The organism is Microbulbifer maximicatervae (SeqCode) (assembly GCF_052468295.1).
In genome coordinates this window covers 2140398-2160247 of the sequence record NZ_CP174340.1, presented here as the reverse complement: position 1 = coordinate 2160247, position 19850 = coordinate 2140398, and the positions used below count along the sequence as shown (strand labels likewise).

Genomic DNA, 19850 nt, shown 5'->3' with positions numbered 1-19850 from the left:
TGGAAAAATTGAGATTCCTATCAGGCAGTCTATTTTTGTTCCGGCTGCTGTTTATTAAAGCTTTGGGTGTTTATAGCAATGGCACAGGTAAGTCGGTCTAAAGCTACGTTGAGATTGATTGGAGATAAATTGCAACCACAAGAGATTTCAGTGCTATTGGGGTGTGAGGGTACAACTATGTACTCCAAAGGTGACTTAAAGGTTGTAAAAAGAAGTGGTAGAGAATATGTGTGTAAAAGTGGGCACTGGTCTTTGGCAGCAAAGGAATGCAAACCTGAAGATTTAGATGGACAAGTGAAGGAAACTCTTGATCGTTTGACAGATAATATTGCCATTTGGGAGGACCTTTCACAAAAATATAGTATTGACCTTTTCTGTGGCATATTTATGGATAAGGGCAATGAGGGTATGAATGTTTCTTCTAAAACACTGTTGGAACTTGGTAGTCGTGGGATAGTGCTTTCACTTGATATTTACGATGGTGCTGATTAGCCCATGCCTAACAAGTGTTTCAAAAATTATGTTTGGCGAGGCATCTTAAGTAGGCCCTATAATTGTAGGGAAAAAGATGGTAATTTCTGAAGAGGTTGTTAAGAGTATCATCAAAGAAACAATGGGTTATGCAAATTATCCATACGATAAAAGTATCAGGCGTGAGTTTTTAATATTGAAAACGTAGTAAATAATAGAGGAAAATAGTTTCAGGAAAGCCGTTGATTTTGTCATGGAGTTTTATAAAAAGTATGACCAGGAAGCTCCGTTTTTGTCCGTTCGCCACTCTTAATTGATCGCTATACAGGGCCCTATTGGGGTAATTAAAATCTAACATCTAATTAAGTTAAGCTCGCACCGAGCGTATGGGCCACCTTCCTTCGTTATAGAACCAATTAGTATCCCCTTGAACTGGCTACTTTTCTTCTCTCCTGATGCGCACGTTGGTCACTTCGCAGTGGAGATGGGGGGGGGACCTGGGGACGCAGATGCCTATCTTTACTTGGTTGCCGTTCATTTTCAGCACTGTGATTAAGATATTCGTACCGATCCCCAGCTTTTTGGCGGTTTTGTGCTCAATATTCAACCTGCTTACTGATAACAAAGCTGGGCTCACGGCTCAATTTTTGTGCGTGGCATAATTGCCGCAGAATTGTTATGGGGTGGTGCTCTAGGGTTAACCTATCTGTTTTTTACTGACACTTAAGCCGCAGATAGGTATTCCTTGAAGGAGAAGTTCGGTGGCGACTGGGGTTGAGCCCAGAGCAAAGAAAGGTGGGTGCTGGCTTCCTAGAATTTAGAGCATCACTCCAAGCATGTTGAATGCACCTTTAATTTGTGACGTTCATTTCATTAGTAAAATTGGCTCCCTTTATTTGTTTAACGCTTCGATTCAACCACTTATTTTGGGCAGGTTATACTTATTTGGTGTGTGTCCAGTATTACTGACAGAATTTACGGAAAAGGTACAGTTGAACAATGTAGTTGTCTTGTGTTATTGATTTAGTACATATCTCTCGTTTGTAGCTAAGGGACTTCTAGCAGTGGGAAGTGCTTCTCAGAAATAACAGGAAACCGATTACATATGATTACACTCTGGCGGTAGATAGCTGCTTGTTTTTTGGCCAAAAAGCAATTTAAGTAAAATTCCACTCTGGCACCAATTTTACAGCCCGCAAAATCTTGCTGCTATGACCGATCGGTCTAAATGTTGACAAAATATAATCGATTTTTAGTGATCTCTCTCAAAATGTACTTAGAATGGTCTCACTGGTAAATTGAGGCGCAAATTACCAGGCAGAATATCTTTATGTGACTCACTTCACAGGAGAAACTGCGTCTACTGAATAAGGATGATCAATGAACTCTTTACCTTCATCAGCTGCCAGCTTGGGACTTAAAACCTTTGGTCAATCTGGTTCTGGTCGTTCGATAGTGGCTAATGACCAGCTCCATCAAATGCTGGAAGGGTTTCAGGAACTCAGCCGTGTCCCTAGTAGTGAGGGGTATCACGCATTAGCGTTGACTAATGCTGTGAACGGGTTGAGAGGCGGGGCTGTACCGGTTAACTCATATTTGAAGAATGGCAGTGCAACTCGCCGCTGTATTGTTGGAGGTGGTTTTGAGATTGAATATGAGTTAATCAATTACTATGGTGGGCCGCAGACTGATGTTGTGATTCTTGATATTCGATTAGTAGAGCAACAAGCAGCAGAGAAACGACGAGCCGCCCTTTGGGGGGTCGATTGGGACGCAGGTGATGATGGCGGGGAGTGGTCCCCAAAGGTTCAGCCAGATATGTGTTTACGCACTAATGGCACTGTAACGGGCAAGGAAGATTCACGGTTAAAAATCGGTGTTAATGGATATTGTGAAAACTTGGCTCATGCGGCAAAAATGATGCCTTCGCATATAACCCGAGGGGATGAAGGGGCGCTTGAAAAATTGAAAGGGAATGGATATACCCTCTTTTACGTTCCTCAGCATGGAGCTCTTAAATCAGGCTGGCGATGTGTGAGAAATTTAGGAAGAAGTTCCACTAGAGAGGATATGGAGGCTGCAAGGATTCTTGCTGGATACATGAAAGAAGCCCATGATAAAGGGTTATATGTAGAGTGGACTAGCCATCGGGGTGGTTCAAAAGTTCTAACAAAGGCAATGGAACAACTTGCGCTACGACAAATAAATCTTGATGGCAAGCAAACAATATTTTTGAGTGATGCTACATCCAGTCACTATTTGGCAGATGACGCACGACGTAAAATTGGAATGAATACTAATGATTCGACATGGTACAAGGCCACTCCGGGTATTGCACAATTGGCTGGTGGATCGGTTATTGGTACAGCAAAACCTGTGATGTCAGTGAATACATTTATAAAGTATACATCGAAGGAAGATCGTACTAATAAACTAATTGATACTGGATATCACACTTTGAAGTTTATCAAAGGGGCTAAAAAAGTGGCAATGGGAGGATTTTCTATTTGCGGAATGGCAACGGCTGCTACAGCTATGGGTATTTCATTCAGTACAGCTAAATTACTTCTTGGAGTAATGACTGTAAAGGGTGTACAGATTGCAGCTGAAACAAGTTTAGCAAGTATTCCTAGTTTAAACGAGGGTTACCATAGTAGTCCAACAGATCCATTCAAGCAGTTGGTTCAGCGAACTCGTCTAAGAAATAGGTAATATTATGAAATTGCTAAAGGACGCTTTTCCGCGAGCTCCCAGTTTTCGTCGAGCAAGAAGAATTGAGAAAAACTTATCCGGCTCTAAACTTACCTTTATGGTCCCTCCTCCAGCGGACCCATTTTCCTCTGCTCAAAAATGGGAGGCAGAGCCAGAGGAGTTTGATATTTTTGAGGCTAATAATTTTTGCCCAATTTCTTACCGTTCGAGTGATAACTTGGACGATAAAATCAAATTTCCAGATATTACGTATCTAAGAGTGTTCTCAAGCTGTTGGGGATTTAAGGGGGTACCCATTATAGGGGGGTATGGTGGCGATATTAGGCTGATTGTCGCTGTTACTTCAGTAGAAGATCTCCCTGTTAATGAGAGTGTATTTGATACAAGAGTGCTGGCAAAAGAAGTATATCGCCGATATGAATTGGGAGATCTTCATAATTTTGACCCGGGTTTGAAAAGTGACCCGTTTGATTTGACTCAATATCGGTGGCCCAGCTACTTGGGGCCAGTTAATTGCCAATGGATAAAGCAGGCTAATAAGAGTTGGTTGTACTTTGAAAGTCAGCCTTTGAGGGATAGATTTGATAGAATCAGTTGGCATGTTGCATTAACAGATAAACATTACTTGAGCTTTAGATTCAATATTACTCGCGCACCCTCGAATACTGGTAATGCATATCGAGTTGCTCAATGCACATCATTGGATAATTATGTTGGCTTTGCGCAGAACATTGTAGATTCTATAAGTTTAGATCTTACTTCTGGTTTGTCTGATCGCCTTAGCCAAGTTCAGGAACAACCCGGAGCTAAAGACAAGCCCATCTTATCTTTTACATCCCAGCAGGTTAATGATGCAAAGTATGTAATGAGAATGTGGAGTGGTTCTGGATACGTAGCTTCTGGAAATGGAATGGGTGAAGATAATAAAGCCTCTGCTGATGAAGTTTCTAGTTTTATGGATAAGCGAATTCAGCCCAGGCCTTTACATAATAGCTATCCTTTGGGGGAAAAAATAGAAGTTGTATCAAGGATTCCCGCAGAACATATTCGTCAACCTTTAATTTATCAAGGATGATGAATTAAATAGCTTTTGTAAGCCATTATAACACTTCTTTAGGTTCCAAGTTGTATTCTGCGGGGTAATACTCCGTAGATGAGCTGCTCTATTATTGCAATATCTTGCCTTGATCGCATTGCTTTGAAGATTAGTTTCATATGAATTTTTTGAAAGATGTTTTCCCTCATGGGCCAAGCTTCCGTAGTGCGAGAAAGATAGAGAAAACTTTATCCGGCTCTAAGCTTTCTTTTATAGTGCCTCCTCCAGCAGATCCATTTTCCTCTATTCAAAAGTGGGAAGTAGAACCTGACGAATTTGATATTTTTGCGGCTGAGAATTTTCGCCCAATTTCATACCGATCGAGTAAGAATTTAGATGATAAAATCAAGTTTCCAGGTGTAACATATTTAAGGATTTTCTCTAGTTGTTGGGGATTTAAGGGCGTGCCTATTATAGGAGGGTACAATGGTAATATTAAGCTGATTGTAGATGTCAATTCAGTTGAAGATCTGCCTGTAAATAAGAGTTTGTTTGATGCAAGGGTATTGGCAAAAGAAGTTTATCGTAAGTACGAGTTAGAAGATCTCCATGATTTCCATAAAGGATTAAAGGATGATCCATTTGATTTAACCCAGTATCGTTGGCCTAACTATTTGGGACCTGTTAATTGTCAGTGGATCAAGCAGGCCAATAAGTGTTGGTTGTACTTTGAAAGTCAGCCCTTGCGAAGAAAGTTTGACAAGCTTAGCTGGTATACCCCGTTGACAGATAAGCATTTTTTAAGTTTTAAGTTTAATATTACACGATCAGCTTCGAATGCCGGTAATGCATACAGAATAAATCAGCGCGTATCATGGAAAAATTACATTAGCTTTGCACAACGTATTGTAGATTCTTTAGATTTGCATCTCACTTCTGATTTGTCTGAACGCCTTGTTCAATTTCAGACGCAGCCTGTAGCTAAAGAAAAGCCTATTTTGTGTTTCTCTTCTAAGCAAGTTAAAGATGCAAAGTATGTGATGAGAATGTGGAGTGATTCGGGATATACAGCTCCAGGTAAAGGGGAGAATGAGGGTCATAGAGCTTCTATTGATGAAGTTTCTAATTTTATCGACAAACGTATTCAGCATAGACCTTTACATAATAGCTATCCTTTGGGGGATAAAATAGAAATTGTGTCAAGAATTTGCACGGAGTATCTTCGTCAACCTTTGATCCATCACGAATAACAAGTTAAGTCCCTGCGGGCTCTCAGATTGAGCTACGCTCCGCAAACAGCTTCTTGGTAGGTCTCTATATCTTTGTGGATACACATCTTGATGTGTGTCACTCTGAAAATAGGTTTTTTATGAGTTTTTTGAAAGACGTTACTACCTGTGGGTCGAAGTTCCGTAGTGGGAGAAGGGTTGAGAACTATTATGATCAAGTCCCATCGGACACCTGTTTAAACACATTTCTCAAATTCGATAAGGGTTACATTACGGTTAGGGAACGGCCGTAGTGGTGGAGAATAGGGAAGTCTGGGCGCCAACCTTCCTATGACAATTTGGTGCTTCACGAGCATTTAGAGAAGCTCGGTTAGGCTAGTTTTGGAGTTGAAGAAGTGATCATTATAAGCTTTATCAGTTGAGTTTAAGCCTACCTAAGAGTGCGCAATGGCTGAAAAATGATCATGGGAATCCTTTTCAGAGTTCTTTATGTTGAATGGGACTAGCTTAAGATGAAGAGGGATTGTTGTGGTCAACTCCAACCGGACACTTCTTCAAGCACATTTCTCAAATTCGATAGGGGCTAGGTCTCCCAGTGTTGTGTGTATTCTGCGTGAGTTGTAATAAGCAATATAGGCTCTTACATCCGCTACCGCATCCTCCCTTGTCGGATAAAGGTTTCCTGTTACCCACTCCCGCTTCAGGCTGCTGAAGAAACGTTCAGTCGGTGCGTTGTCCCAACAATTTCCCTTACGGCTCATTGAACACACCATCCCATGCTGACTCAATAACGTTTGGTAGGTATGGCTGGCATACTGACTGCCACGATCAGAGTGATGCAGGAGACCTTTTGGAGGCGAACGCAAATTGACAGCCATCATCAACGCACGAGTTACCAGGGCCGTTTCCATCTTCCGATCTAGATGCCAACCAATAATCCGGCGCGAATAGAGATCAATCACTACCGCCAAGTACAACCAGCCCTGCGAAGTCCAAATATATGTAATATCAGTCGTCCAAACTTGATTTTTAGCACTCGGTGAGAACTCCCTATTCAGAAGGTTCTCTGCGACCGGTAGGTGATGTTTACTGTCTGTCGTTATTGTAAATCGCTTCTTACGCTTTACTGCCAAGCCTAGCTTTTTCATGAGCTTGCGGACTCGATAGCGCCCGACTTCAAAACCTTCTTTACGTAACAGCTTCATTAACCGACGACTTCCGAGGCTCTGTCTAGATTCTGCAAATAGGGCCTTCAAACGATGGCATAGTTGCCATGTTTGAGCATCTATTGAGCTACTACCACGGCAACACCAATCGTAATAGCCAGTCTTACTTACCTGCATTACCCGGCAGAGCACCCTAACAGGAAAGCTGCCTTGCTGTTTTTCAATAAAGCTGTACTTTATTTCATTTCTTTCGCAAAGAAGGCGCTGGCCTTTTTTAGGATTTCTTTCTCCATCCGCAACTGCTTATTTTCACGTCGTAATCGCTCTAATTCTGCGCGCTCACCTACATCCAACCTTACACCGTCTTCTTCCTGCTTCAGTTCCTTTATCCAGCGTCGCAGGTTATTGGCTGTTGTTCCTACAGCCTCTGCTGCTTTAGAAATTGAATACCCTTGCTCAGAGACTAGCGCTACGGCGTCTTTCTTAAATTCCGGCTTGAAATACCGGCGTGTACCTTTTGTTGTCATACTTCACCTCGCTTGGTAGTTTTACCATCTTAGCGAAGTGTCCGGAAGGATTAGACCACTACAGATTGATGTTTAACGCTTAGATGACCTTATATGTTGCGCTCATCCCTGAGCTTATTATCTATAGACTTTTCAAGCCGGCCGATGTTGCAAAGGAATAGTTAGTTACTCAAGAAGCGCCAATAAATAAAGTAAAAGCTAAAACCTATCATTAGGCATAGGCAGGCATAAGTGTAAACTAGGTACCATCCCTTTAAGTGATGTTCTCTTGGTACCCATTTCCCGTTCATAACAAGAATGTTGAGTAAAGCAAAGATTGGAGCACAAACGAAAGATAGAGTAGTTACAAAGTCGATTAAGTTCTTTAGCTGGTTGGCAAATAGGGAAATAATAAACCAGCTTATGAGGCTTAGTATAATAAGAGTGGATACGTAGACTCTATTTTCGGGAATCTTAATACTACTCGATGACCTCAAGGCACTTCGCCAAACTTGAGGAAACCCATCGGAGACTGCAAAGGTAGTTGAGAAAAGCGCAATAAAGCAGATAATACTGATTGTTAAATGGCTCCAGTCACCTAGAGATTCGGTATAAATATTGATTAGCTGACCAGCAAATATGCCTGCAGATTGAGATAGTTCAATATCTTTCCCAAACATTACTAATGCGCCTAGCCATACAAATACAATAGCTAATATCAAGCTGGTGAAATAACCAACCTTAAAGTCAAATACGAGAGATTTCTTGGCAAAGCCTCTATCCGGTCTCTCCTTTATCCTTCGCTCCGACCAAATAGAGTGCCAAACAGAAACTTCAATTGAAGTTGGCATCCAGCCGACTAAGGCGACAACAAATGCGATGCTCACAGCTGGTGCTATATCAGCTGTTAAATAGGATTTAGAGGGAAGAAGCCCATATTGACTTATTGCGGCAATGAGAGTGATCAAGCTGGCAATAGCCAGAATGAGGACCATCCACTTTAAGCTTTCATTCAGCCATTTAAATTGGCCAGCAATCAATATTGCACATGTAATGACCAAAATGATGGCAGACCACTCTGAAACATTTAAGATATCGCCAAATAAGTTGAGAGCTAAAGCAGCTGTGACAATCGTAACCGCAGCTTGAACAAAGAACATTGTTAGAAATGTCAGAGCCATATAACTATAAAAACCAAGTCGACTGTGTTTTTTATAGCCTTCCAATAAACTCTCGCCGGTGACAGCAGCGTACTCTGGACCGATTTTGAAAAAAGGGTATTTGACTAAATGAGCCAGGAAAATAAAACCAATCAAAGCGAAAGCGTAATCTGCACCTGCGCGAGTTGACTGCACGATATGAGATACGCCAATACTGCTTGCAGCCCAAATGATACCAGGGCCTAGATTTGAGAAAGTACGTTTGAATACATCCATTGAATCAGAACTGCTCGGAATGATTTTGCTCAAAATAGCTCTTAGCCACATCGATAAAGGTTTTAACCTTCAGGGAAAGTTCGCAGCGATGAGGGTAGAGCGCAAAAATAGTTAGTGGCTTTATTGTGAATCTAGGTAGAATCTCAGTGAGATGGCCAGAGTCGACATAAGATTTGACAGAGTAAAAAGGGGCTTGGATTATTCCTTGTCCTTCAGCAGCCGCCTCATTTAATAGCCTCCCATTGTTAGATTGCCAGGCCCAGGGAAGTTTTATTTTTTTTGTTTCTTTTTTGTCTTGAAATAGCCAATGATCCCCTCGAATACTGTGGTTAAAGAAGAGTAATTGATGCTTCTTTAATGACTCTATGCTTTCAGGGAGCCCATTCTTCTCTATGTAAGAGTCACTTGCCCAGAGTGCTAGCTTAGTTTTTGCGATAGATTGGACGATATAGCTAGAGTCTGGCAATTCTGGTGCGATTCTAAAAACGAGATCGATTTTATTGTCGAGTAAATCGAGTGGGTCATTGCTGAGATGAAAATCCAAGAATACCTGAGGGTATAGACTACGGTAATTGGCAATCAATCCTGAAAAATATTGACTGCCTAGCTCTATGCTAGTCGATATCGATAGTCTGCCTCTAGGCTCTTGATTGTATTCTGACATCGCCTGGTCGACGGAGTGGAGTTTTTTTAGTATTGGTGAAACCTGTTTATAGTAATTTTCGCCCGCTTCGGTTATGGATACTTTGCGTGTATTGCGCATCACCAATAGGCAGCCCAGCTCCTCTTCTAACTGCTTAATGTACTTACCGACCATTGCTGCTGAAATGCCGAGCTCGCGAGCAGTAGCTGCAAAATTTTGCTTTTCGCACACTAAACAGTATGCCTCAAGGGCGTGTAACTTGTTCATTGACTCCCCTGATGGCTAATCCGCTTCTCTTCTTACGGTGGGCATTAGCTGGAGTATACAGACAAACATAATAAACAAATAGTTTATACACTATAAACCTAAATTACATTTAAAGTGCATCCTAAATGACGCAAAATTTTGCTAGTAGATTAAAAGTCCCACGGTCTCACATTAGATAAGTACATGAAAATAAAACAAATTTTTATTCTGGCGGTTCTACACATTGCTACCAGCGGCGTTGTATCAGCAGAGGATGGAAAGCTAGAGCAAGTTTTGCTCATTAACGCCAATATAGTGGACGTTAAAGCGCTTAAAGTTGATGAAAACCAGTCGATTCTTATCGAAGGCGATAAGATAAAGAGAATTTCTTCAACGAAAAATATCTCCAAGGTGAGGGGGGCCAGTGTTGTCGATTTAAAAGGGAAGTTTGTAATCCCCGGCTTGATAGATGCGCATGTCCACCATGCGACAGATCCGGATAGCTGGGATAAGTTGTCTATCACTACTGAGCGACTTCGATACCTGCTTCGTGGTGGTGTCACATCTGTGAGAGATATGGGCGGTGATGCACGAGCATTGGCCTACTTAAAACGTCAAGCAGAGGTCGACTCCATCGCTTCGCCAGACATCTACTTTTCAGTCATTATTGGTGGAGAATCCTTCTTCTCGGACCCGAGAACCATTGCCTCAGCTAAAGGGCGTACTCCAGGTCACACAACATGGATGAGAGCGGTAGATCAAAATTCAGATATGGATTCAATAATGCTCCAGGCCATAGGCGCTGGTGCAACAGGCATCAAGATATATGCTGATGTTGAGGCCGAGACGGTGCCATTACTCGCAAGTGCAGCCAAGAAACATGGTTTAAAAGTCTGGTCGCATGCTTATATAGGCCCCTCCAAACCTTTGGATATTGTCAATGCTGGTGTTGAGACTATTTCACATGCCTCAGATATGTCTGCTCAGCTAGTTGATAACTTCAAGGCGTGGCGCAGAAAAACTGCTGAGTTCGATGATTCAACCTGGGAAAAAATGCTGCAAAAGGATAGCTATTTAGACCTTTTTGATGCAATGAAAGAGAAAGGTACAATTTTAGATGCGACGCTTACAGTATTTGAAAGAAGGAATACCTTAAACGAAAAGTACAGGAAACTTGATCAGCTCAGTACACAAATGACACAATTTGCCTATCAAAACGGCATCACTATTGCTGCTGGCACGGATGCATTTAGTGACCTTGAAAATGACACTACACCGATGATTCATCATGAGCTTAAGCTGCTCGTAGATGAAATTGGTATGACACCTCTTGAGGCAATTCAAGCTGCAACTATAAATGCAGCGAAAGTGATAGGGATAGAAGGTTCTGTTGGTAGTATTGAAGAGGGAAAGAAAGCAAATATTGTTGTACTTTCAGAAAGTCCAGAAAAGAATATCGAAAATAGCCAGTCGATAGCTCATGTGGTTAAGAACGGTCGCTTTATTTTTATTGGCGACGATCCACAGTTGCCTTTCTCCTCTTCACGTGAAGTGAATGGAACCATTTGGTTATCTGGGCAGATCGGTAATCATCCTTCAACTTTAACCATGGCAGGTGAAAGTCTGGAAGCTCAGATGCATCAAACAATGAAGAATATTGGCCAAGTTCTCGAAAGCAAAAACCTGGATTTTGACGATGTGGTTAAGTGTACTTTGATGCTCGCTGATATTGATGATTGGCCTGCGGCGAACGAAGTCTACCTCCAGTACTTCAACGGAAAGAAACCTGCGAGGAGTGCTTTTGCTGCGAGCGGCCTGGCACTTGATGCCAAAGCTGAGGTGGAGTGTATAGCTTCACGAAGCGCTGATTAATTCTGGAGTAGGGGACTTATGAACGATATAAATAGAAGAGCACTGATTAAATCTCTAGTATCAGGTAGTGTTGGTTCATACTTGGCTATTAACTCGGGTATATTAAATGCCTTTTCCGGGGTTAACGCAGGTAAAGCAACGTGGAATCCATACAGTTCATCGATTGTAATTGATGGCCTCAGCGGAGCATTCTCACTCAGGGAGCCAGTCTCTGAAGAAGTCCTGGGAATATTCAAGAACTCGGGGATTAGTGCCTTGAATATGACAGTCCCCTATCCAGGTGATGACTACACAGAGACTTTAAAGAAGGTTGAAAAAACCAAATCTATCATCGAGCAGAACTCAAACTACTTGAGCTTAATTCATTCTGCATCAGATATCCTGAAAGCGAAGCAGGAGAGTAAGCTCGGTATCATAATGGGTTTCCAATCAACTGAAATGTTTGATGAGTCACTTTCAGGTATTTCAGAATTCGCCAAAATGGGCGTCAAGATAATGCAGGTATCCTACAATGGGCCCTCTATCCTTGGCAGCGGCGGTCTCGTAAAGGAAGATTCAGGGATAACTTCCCTTGGCAAGAAAGCCATAGAGATCATGGAGGCGGAGAAGGTTTTGATCGACCTCTCGCATTCTGGAAAGAAGACAGTGTCTAGTGCAATCAGTCAATCAAAAAGACCGATTGTGATCTCTCATACTGGCTGCAACGCAATTTATTACCACCCTAGAAATAATGACGATACCGAATTAAAAGCTGCAGCAGACACCGGTGGCTTGGTTGGAATCTATTTAATGCCATTTTTGGAGGGTGGGGAGCATGAAATAAAGGCCGATGTGGTGATAGAACATATACTGCATGCCTATAAAGTATGTGGTGAAGATCATATTGCAATAGGTAGTGACCAAGGCGTAGTACCGGTCAATGATGGCCCTGAGTATCGAGAAAGTATCCGTAAGGAAGTTGAGCGTCGTATTGCGGCTGGAATTTCCGCGCCCGGAGAAACACCAAATCGTCCACCGTTTATTCCTGAACTGAACTCCGAGATGCGGATGGAGCTTATTGCCTATAGGTTAAGCCAAAAAGGAATTCCTGATCGAGTGGTAGAAAAAATAATTGGTAAAAACTGGTTGCGTGTTTTTGCTTCGGTATGGAATTAAAGGAAAGTAAGATTAAATGGATAATTATCTAAGGCTTGATGGCGTTCTAGTTCGATTGGTTGCTTGTGTTACTCTCCTCTTTTCACCTTTGCTTTTTGCTGAAGGACTTAGTACTTATTCCGAATTCCCAAAGAGTTCAAAGACTGAAGTGATTCCTTTCCCGATCGAATTTGCTTCGGATATTACCTTGAATGGTGTTGAAGAGCTTGTGTTTTTGCCTGGCATGTATAAACAAGAAAAAGCGGATTTCTTTAGTTATGCTTTTTCATGGACTCACAAGCCAGAGAAGAACCAAGTTTTTGGGAAGGTCGAAATCCAGGATTTTATAGCCTCCTACTATAGGGGGTTGTACAAGGCCGTCACTCAAGGCAAAGAATATGAGCCGGCTATTACAATTGAGTGGGATGATGGCAAGTATACTGGTCAGATAAAGTGGATTGAGCCATTTGTAACCAAAAAAGAGCAGACCCTCTACTTTAAAGGGAATCAAGTTAACTGTGAAAAAACTGATGAGCTTCGTTGGTACTTTATTGTTTCTCCACAAAATTCCTCTCACCCCGTATGGGTGGAACTCCAGTCGATAAAACCCAAAAACTGTTAGTGATAGAATCCAGTTGCTCTCAACTCGGAAGCCTTACCATTCAACTTAAAATTATCACAAGTCCTAAATCAATCTGTTTGAATAAGTATCAGTCCTGTGCCTGCTACATTAGGTGAGTGTCCAGAATTTCTGTTAACTGTCAGATCAATCCTGAACCACTTCACTTAAAAAGAGGTCATATCCAATCGATATGCTTAGTTTTAGTAGGCACGTATGCTTTCCCAGGCATCTTCAAAACCATTAATAAGCATATAGCCAGAAAGTTTGTTAAAGAGTTAATGGATATTGGCATTGTCCTGTATGTGGTAGTCCTGAGTTAGGATCTCCTGCTTACTTAGAGGATGGTAGTGGCTCTTTTCAGATATGTAGCTGTGGATTTGAGTTTGGTTTCGATGATGAACCATCGGCATCCGGTACAAAAACTGACTCTGTCATTGGTAATTGGGAAGTTAAAAGGCATCGTAAGTTACGATACTTATCTTCCAAGTCCGATCAATATAAAGAACTGCTAACAAATTTAAGATGTATCGGTATTGAGCTAAGCACATAGTAAAAGCATGTATCTCTGCCCCCATCGGGTGATTCCGGCGATGTGTATCTTAACTGGTCCTGCATTTCATCTAAAATAGAAAGTGGGGAAGACCTTTAACGTTTGTGTTCAGTAACTTGAAACGAGCTATGCAGCTTATCGAAGCAATAGTTGAATACATAGGTATATATCACGATATAAATCACCATGACTATCTCAAGCATAAATGCTTCTAGGATAGTCAGATTAAAGCCCCAGGCGATTACTGGCAACGTCAGTACCAACATACCCCCTTCAAACAATAACGCATGCATGGCTCTAACGATAAATGTCTTCTCCGGGTTTTTACGTATATTCAATAAGTACCAGTCAAAAGCTTGATTGAAAACCATATTCCAGACCAGCGCAAACAGTGATAGTCCAGCCGCAAGTACTAGCGATTGGTGTACCTCCAGATCAAACACTGGCACCACCAGTAAGCCACCTGTCAGCAGCAGAAAAAACTCGTAGGAAACCGCATGGAATAAACGATTCTTCAATGATTTAGTCATCAGCCATACTCACTCTGGTTGAGAAAATATGCCTGAATGATATATAGTTATTTTAGGTGGGATAAGTTAGATACTATACCTTAAACAGATAGGTTGGGCGCGTGGCAGTTTCTATTGAGCAACTGGAAGCATTTGTAGCAACCGAGCAGGCTGGCTCGTTCTCAGCGGCTGCACGTAAATGTGGAAAGGCACAGTCGGTAATCAGCTCACTGGTATCGAATCTGGAGGTTGACTTGGGAGTCAATCTATTTGATCGAAGTCAACGATACCCGCGATTGACGGACGCAGGTGAGTCACTGCTGGAACGCGCACGGAATCTTATCGAGCAACGCGAGCGTTTGATGGCGATCGCACAGGGGTTGTCTCTGGATGTCGAGGCCCGGTTGACGTTAGCTATTGCCCAGCATGTGCGGATTAAAAACCTGGGTGGACTCTTTCAAGAGTTTCAGACCAAATATCCAAATGTTCAAATTACGCTCAGAGCGGGAAGTGTTCAGGATGTACAGACCTGGGTCGAACGGGAGGTTGCCCAACTCGGGATTATTACGCAGCAAGAAGATGTGCCCACTGGGTACGATTTCAGAGCCCTGGGCCATCTGAAGCTCACTGGCGTCGCCTGTGCTGAGCACCCGATAGCACAACTTACTGAAGTTACCTGGGAAGACCTGAAACAGTACCGGCAAATCTTATTGCAGGAGTTTGAGATATCCAGCCAAACTCGCTGGCTCGTGTCTCCCGACGTGTGGAGTGTGTCACGTGTCGATGATGCACTTGACCTTGTCAACGCCAATTTGGGCTGGGCAGTATTGCCACTACACGTGGTTGCGAAAGGGATAGCGGCGAAAAAACTGATACAGCTCCCGCTAGTATTTGAGCAGGAGAAAGAGTTGTCACACGGTGTAGATATTATCTGGTCCAGTAAGCGTCCACTGGGTCCCGCTGCCACTGACTTGATGAAGCGGTTGAGCACAGAGGACGCAATACTGAACAAGGATCAGTCGCTATGAAGCGTTTGACAGACCTCGGGCAAAATCTGTGATAGTTGTATCTGGCTTACCTAACACCTGCCAAGTTTTTTGACTCACTGGTTGCTCCTTTAGCTGTTCTACGTAAGTCAGCATATGTTCCATAAATACTGCCTGCTCCTCGGGCAGGCCCATTTCTGCAATGGCCGCGATAGGGCGAACGGCAATTTCTGTTCCCGGAGAGTATGCCTCTACAAATGTTCTGGCCGCCTCTGGTAAAGACATCCCCTCAGTACCCTGAACTGAAAAACTCTGGTTGTAGGCCATCTCATTCCCGATAGCATTACCGATCATCTCTGCCAGATCTGTTGTATTGGTGTAGTAGATAGGGTGGACATGATCGCCGATGATAGAAAATTGGCCGTTCTCGATGAATGTGGGGAAAGAATCCAGGAAGAATGAACAGAAGAAGAATGTGAAATCAATGCCCGAACTTTTAATGGCCTCTATCCCTGGCTTACGGATTACATTGGTTTTGTACTCAAGTCCCTTGTCCGCAAACTCTGGGTGGAGATAATCAATACCAGCAATCTGCATGATGTGTTGCACACCATTGACCTTTGCAGCCTCCACGATATTAATCACACCTTCACGCTCACTATGAAAGGGTAAAGTCGGGTCGAGTGACGTGGTATTCAGGGTGATATAAAGTGTTTTGGTACCAACTAGTGCAGACACCAGGCTCTCTTTATCCGAGATATCTGCTTCGACAAGCTGGATACTCTCTGGGAGGATAGTGCGAGCACTAACCGCGTCCCTCACGATCGCAGTTACCTTTACACCTTTATGATCCAGTTTTTGTGCTACCTGACGACCTAAATGGCCTGTGGCGCCAATAATCGTAATAGTTTTCTGCATGGTTCAACCTTTAAAGCAATGAATGAGGTAGCCCATACTTTGCCCAAGAGATAGAAACTCTTACAGTTATGTACCATCTATCAAACAGATACTACAGCAAGGCTCTCTAGTCCTACTTTTTGTTCATGTTTGATGCGCACGTAGATGTCTCCTCGATAGATGACAAGGGGTTATGGGTGGGAGGCATAACTTAAGATGCTCAAAGAATTGTCGATTTTGCTCCGTTTTTAAGGTATTGATGACAGTTTACTTCTATGAGCACTAAAGTCTTATTCGCTTCTCCATTTGGTGAGTATTCAGAATTATCACGATAAGTAAGACTCTAGTATCAATTTTTAGTCTAGGGATAGAAATACCCTTCGGCTACTCCTTTTTGTCCTTCAGAAGCCACACCTGTAAAGTTGATAATGTTGGATAAGTCAACTAATGATTTTCAAATCTCTAAAAGGAAAGCATGTGAGTCTTTAAACAGAGGTCTGAATTAGTGATATATTCAATAGTTGAGAGACGCCCTTGTGCGACTATTCTCCAAAAAATCGAAAAAAATAAGAGGTAACATGAAAAAGTTAATATTCGGTGTGGTTCTGTCAGCTTTTAGTTTAAATGTATCATTTGCAGATATGTTGGAAGTTGAACAAAAAAATTATGAAACTATTTTGGCAGAAAATATTGATATAGATGAGCCTGGCGTGGCCGTTATTGTTAGTAAAGATGGACGAGTGGTTTTCAAGGGGGCTCGTGGCCTTGCAAACTTAGAGCACAATATACCTTTAACAACTAACAGTATTTTTCGCTTGGGGTCTTTAACTAAGCAGTTTACTGCAGCAGCAATAATGATACTGCAAGAGCAAAATAAACTTTCATTAAAGGATAATATTCACAAATATGTACCGGATTTTCCAACCGAAGGTAATGATGTAACTATTGAGCACCTATTGACTCATACTTCTGGTATTGCAAATTATACTGAAGATGAGGAGATTTTTGCTAAAGAAATACAGGTGCCGACCACCATAGATGATATGTTGATTCGGTTTTCCAAGCACCCAATGAAGTTTAAACCAGGCGAGCAAATGCGTTATTCGAATACGGGCTACGTTCTTCTGGGGAAAATCATCGAAGTTGCTAGTGGGCAGTCATATGCTGATTTTATCAATGAAAATATTTTTAAGAAAATCGGTATGAAATCTAGTCACTATGGTGGATCTAAGATTATTCATAATAGAGCTAATGGCTATGATATGTCGCCCAGTGGTGTAGTTAATGCCATGTATATTGACATGATGTGGCCTCATGCCGCAGGAGCTCTTTTGTCTACTGTGGAAGATCTGAATGTGTGGTTTACAGCACTTCGTAATGGTGTGCTTGTATCAAATGCTAGCTATCAAAAAATGATTGAGCCGTTTAAATTAAGCGATGGCTCAGTATCAAATTATGGTTATGGATTAGGCATCGGAAAGATTAACCAACATGTTATTATTGCACACAGTGGCGGTATTCCTGGTTTTGCTACCGATGCATTTTATATTCCATCAGAAGATCTATATATTGCTGTTTTAAGTAATTTCAGCGGCACTAATCCAAACTTAATTAGTAAGCTTTTGGCAGCTGAAGTGCTTGATATACACGTTCCCAAGTTTGAGCCATTCAAATTAAATGAAAGAAAAGTTAAGAGCTTCTTGGGAGATTACAAGGTGGATGAAAGCACCGTCCGAACCTTATCTATGGAAAATGAAAAAGTTTATTATCAATGGAATGACGGGCCAAAATTTGAAATTATTCCGATGTCTGAGAATAGCTTCTATTTTGAAAACACATTGACTTATATTGTCATTGATGAGGATGAAGAAGGTAAGCAGCTAATGAAATTTTATAGCGATCTTGCTGTATCTCCACAACACGCAACCAAGCTATAGTAGTTTTTTACACCCTTTCTCAGGTGAGTGAAGAGAGGGTGTAGTTATTTCAAAGTAGATCTTAATAACGGAAAGTTTACTTTGGAGGTCTTAGAAATTCTGTGATGGTTCTAGATATCCCAGCAAATGATACCTGAGATCTCCATAGCGACATTATGGTGATATTCAGGAGCTGTCTAATAAGATCTCACCTTGTATTGATGTGAAGCCTCGGAATTACCTGGGGCCGCTTCTCGAATAATCTGAACCAACGCCTTCCGCAGCCTGTATTTTGTACAATTTTGATGCACATATAGATCCTCTTACTAGGATTGAGAGAGGGTTGGGAGTGTATGTATCTATCTTTACTCGATTGCCTTCTACTACCAGTACTCTGATTGGGGCACTTGTTCCAATTCTTGGGTTTGGCTGTTTCAATGCTTTGTGGTTAACCTATTTGCTTCATGTTGATTCCCAGGCCGTGGGTGGTATTCCTTAATGGACGAGTTTGGTAAGTGACGCTTTTCGGATTGAGAAGGTCTGTGGCGGAGCAGAATAGGGGGCTAGTCCCCCGGAGTTAGTGAACCGAATTAACTTGTTGAACTTACATCGTCTTGTTAGTTTCAATACCAATTCTCTCATATGGCTAATGCTGTCCTTCTCGCCACTCTATTAGGTGGGGGGGCAGAATTGTTGACCTTAACTTTGAGGGATAATAGGGATTCCCAACTGCCACGTATGCCGCAGGCAAGTATTTTGTGGTGGCAGGTTTTAATAAGTGATTTTTGTGGATAAATATCAGATTGTAGATTAAAAATACGTACTTCTAAATTGATAAATCTATACCAATAAAAAGAGAGAATCTATATGAGTAATAAAGTTTATTTGTATGTCGCAAGCCTATTTTTCTTTATGTTGGTAGGCTGCGCTGCCCCCACCTATAAACCGAATTTAAATGAAGCTGGGGAAATATCAGACGATATCGCCCTCGTAGTGTTAACTCATGGAAGAAAGGACAAAGGAATAGGGGGTGTTTTTGTGAGCTATGATTTACTCCGCCTTGATGACAATAATCAGCTAGAAAAGGTGGCTTTCCTTCAAGCCGAAAAAGTTCGCCTATATAGACCCACGGGTGATTTAGATAAAGGCTACTATGGCTTTATGCATATATTGGAAGTTCCTGAAGGAATTTATTACTTATCGGGTCGTAGTGGACGCGGTTATAACTCAATGGTCGCGGGAGGCGGGATGTTTGTTTCGCTCCCAGACAGCAATGAAGAGACCCCAATTATGATGAAAATAGAGCTGGAGGGAGGAAAGCTAAACTACCTAGGAGAAATCGTAGCTCTGGATAAGCCATTGATTAATGAGAATGTAGTACTTGCTAATAGATGGGATAGGGACGTCAACACTGCGAAAAAAATGATTCCAGGACTAGAAGAGTTTGAAGTTGTCTACTACCAACCCCTGAAAGTGGATGCAGATAAAACGAAGAGCCCCTAGTTTTACCTTGAGTTCTACCTTGCGTTCGCATGAAGTTCCCCATTCAGGTAGAGGCTGAGCAACGCATTAGAGCGATGACCACAGATGTACATTTCACCACCCAAAAGGTCGGCTACCACAGGAGTGATTGCACAGGTGGTAGCCTCCTTCCTTTGAGAGCCTATCCTCAACGCCTTCAATTGCCTACTTTGTGTTCTCTATTAATACGCACATAGATCTCTTCACGATGGACGGGAAGGGATTTGGGGGCGCGAATGCCTATCTTTACTTGATTTCCTCTCACTTCCAGCACTGTGACTGAGACATTGGTTCCAATTCTCAGGTTCTCGCCTGTTCGGCGCTTTAGGATCAACATGTTTTCTTCCTACCGATACTCAAGCCGTGGGTGAGCATTCCTTGGTAGGGAAGCTTTGTAA

Annotated in this window: 17 protein-coding genes; 10 read left to right on the top strand and 7 right to left on the bottom strand. The window is 42.1% G+C overall.

Annotated features, from left to right (window positions below):
• Nucleotides 1-78 precede the first annotated feature (78 nt).
• Entirely contained in the window at nucleotides 79-492 is a 414-nt protein-coding gene (locus tag ACJJIQ_RS09820; protein WP_445364488.1) for a DUF4279 domain-containing protein, read from the top strand.
• 415 nt (nucleotides 493-907) lie between these two features.
• Here the strand turns inward: ACJJIQ_RS09820 and ACJJIQ_RS09815 are convergent, their stop codons facing one another.
• Nucleotides 908-1108 (bottom strand): carbon storage regulator, encoded by a 201-nt coding sequence (locus ACJJIQ_RS09815; RefSeq protein WP_445364487.1) that lies wholly within the window; start codon nucleotides 1106-1108, stop codon nucleotides 908-910.
• Nucleotides 1109-1851: 743 nt separating this feature from the next.
• On the opposite strand from ACJJIQ_RS09815, the gene ACJJIQ_RS09810 reads away from it, so the two are divergent.
• The 3 genes from ACJJIQ_RS09810 (at nucleotide 1852) to ACJJIQ_RS09800 (ending at nucleotide 5469) form a co-directional block, all read left to right on the top strand.
• Nucleotides 1852-3183, top strand: a complete 1332-nt coding sequence (locus tag ACJJIQ_RS09810; protein WP_445364486.1) for a hypothetical protein — start codon at nucleotides 1852-1854, stop codon at nucleotides 3181-3183.
• 4 nt (nucleotides 3184-3187) lie between these two features.
• Nucleotides 3188-4258 (top strand): hypothetical protein, encoded by a 1071-nt coding sequence (locus ACJJIQ_RS09805; protein ID WP_445364485.1) that lies wholly within the window; start codon nucleotides 3188-3190, stop codon nucleotides 4256-4258.
• 140 nt (nucleotides 4259-4398) lie between these two features.
• A complete protein-coding gene (locus tag ACJJIQ_RS09800) occupies nucleotides 4399-5469 on the top strand; it encodes a hypothetical protein (RefSeq protein WP_445364484.1) in 1071 nt (356 codons plus the stop codon).
• 533 nt (nucleotides 5470-6002) lie between these two features.
• Here ACJJIQ_RS09800 and ACJJIQ_RS09795 read toward each other — a convergent pair.
• From ACJJIQ_RS09795 to ACJJIQ_RS09785, 3 genes are all read right to left on the bottom strand, one after another.
• Nucleotides 6003-7141 (bottom strand): IS3 family transposase gene (locus tag ACJJIQ_RS09795; protein ID WP_445364378.1). Its coding sequence is split into 2 segments (ribosomal slippage): nucleotides 6003-6892 and nucleotides 6892-7141, totalling 1140 coding nucleotides; the frame shifts between segments, so codons are not numbered across the junction.
• 161 nt (nucleotides 7142-7302) lie between these two features.
• Nucleotides 7303-8589, bottom strand: coding sequence for an NRAMP family divalent metal transporter (locus ACJJIQ_RS09790; RefSeq protein ID WP_444905455.1), 1287 nt, complete (start codon nucleotides 8587-8589; stop codon nucleotides 7303-7305).
• Complete coding sequence (locus ACJJIQ_RS09785; protein ID WP_445364483.1) at nucleotides 8561-9466, bottom strand: LysR family transcriptional regulator; 906 nt, start codon at nucleotides 9464-9466, stop codon at nucleotides 8561-8563. The genes ACJJIQ_RS09790 and ACJJIQ_RS09785 overlap by 29 nt, the downstream gene beginning before the upstream one ends.
• Before the next feature lie 183 nt (nucleotides 9467-9649).
• Here ACJJIQ_RS09785 and ACJJIQ_RS09780 point away from each other — a divergent pair, with 183 nt between their 5' ends.
• From ACJJIQ_RS09780 to ACJJIQ_RS09770, 3 genes are read left to right on the top strand one after another with little or no spacing between them, the layout of a single operon-like run.
• Nucleotides 9650-11317 carry an amidohydrolase family protein gene (locus ACJJIQ_RS09780; protein ID WP_445364482.1) on the top strand — a complete coding sequence of 556 codons (1668 nt, stop codon included), beginning with the start codon at nucleotides 9650-9652 and terminating at the stop codon, nucleotides 11315-11317.
• An 18-nt stretch (nucleotides 11318-11335) separates the two neighbouring features.
• Nucleotides 11336-12472, top strand: coding sequence for a dipeptidase (locus ACJJIQ_RS09775; protein WP_445364481.1), 1137 nt, complete (start codon nucleotides 11336-11338; stop codon nucleotides 12470-12472).
• A gap of 16 nt (nucleotides 12473-12488) precedes the next feature.
• Nucleotides 12489-13073: a hypothetical protein gene (locus ACJJIQ_RS09770; protein ID WP_445364480.1), complete on the top strand. Its 585-nt coding sequence runs from the start codon at nucleotides 12489-12491 to the stop codon at nucleotides 13071-13073.
• Nucleotides 13074-13718: 645 nt separating this feature from the next.
• Here ACJJIQ_RS09770 and ACJJIQ_RS09765 read toward each other — a convergent pair.
• Nucleotides 13719-14141 (bottom strand): PACE efflux transporter, encoded by a 423-nt coding sequence (locus ACJJIQ_RS09765; protein ID WP_445364479.1) that lies wholly within the window; start codon nucleotides 14139-14141, stop codon nucleotides 13719-13721.
• A gap of 113 nt (nucleotides 14142-14254) precedes the next feature.
• On the opposite strand from ACJJIQ_RS09765, the gene ACJJIQ_RS09760 reads away from it, so the two are divergent.
• Entirely contained in the window at nucleotides 14255-15160 is a 906-nt protein-coding gene (locus tag ACJJIQ_RS09760; RefSeq protein WP_445364478.1) for a LysR family transcriptional regulator, read from the top strand.
• Here the strand turns inward: ACJJIQ_RS09760 and ACJJIQ_RS09755 are convergent.
• Nucleotides 15155-16036, bottom strand: coding sequence for an SDR family oxidoreductase (locus ACJJIQ_RS09755; protein ID WP_445364477.1), 882 nt, complete (start codon nucleotides 16034-16036; stop codon nucleotides 15155-15157). The genes ACJJIQ_RS09760 and ACJJIQ_RS09755 overlap by 6 nt on opposite strands.
• A gap of 557 nt (nucleotides 16037-16593) precedes the next feature.
• On the opposite strand from ACJJIQ_RS09755, the gene ACJJIQ_RS09750 reads away from it, so the two are divergent.
• Together ACJJIQ_RS09750 and ACJJIQ_RS09745 are read left to right on the top strand one after the other, a co-directional pair.
• On the top strand, nucleotides 16594-17952 hold the full coding sequence (locus tag ACJJIQ_RS09750; RefSeq protein WP_445364476.1) for a serine hydrolase domain-containing protein: 1359 nt from the start codon (nucleotides 16594-16596) through the stop codon (nucleotides 17950-17952).
• A gap of 846 nt (nucleotides 17953-18798) precedes the next feature.
• A complete protein-coding gene (locus ACJJIQ_RS09745; RefSeq protein ID WP_445364475.1) occupies nucleotides 18799-19434 on the top strand; it encodes a hypothetical protein in 636 nt (211 codons plus the stop codon).
• A gap of 175 nt (nucleotides 19435-19609) precedes the next feature.
• On the opposite strand, the gene csrA is transcribed toward ACJJIQ_RS09745, so the two are convergent.
• Nucleotides 19610-19789 (bottom strand): carbon storage regulator CsrA, encoded by a 180-nt coding sequence (gene csrA, locus ACJJIQ_RS09740; RefSeq protein ID WP_445364474.1) that lies wholly within the window; start codon nucleotides 19787-19789, stop codon nucleotides 19610-19612.
• Nucleotides 19790-19850: the final 61 nt, after the last annotated feature.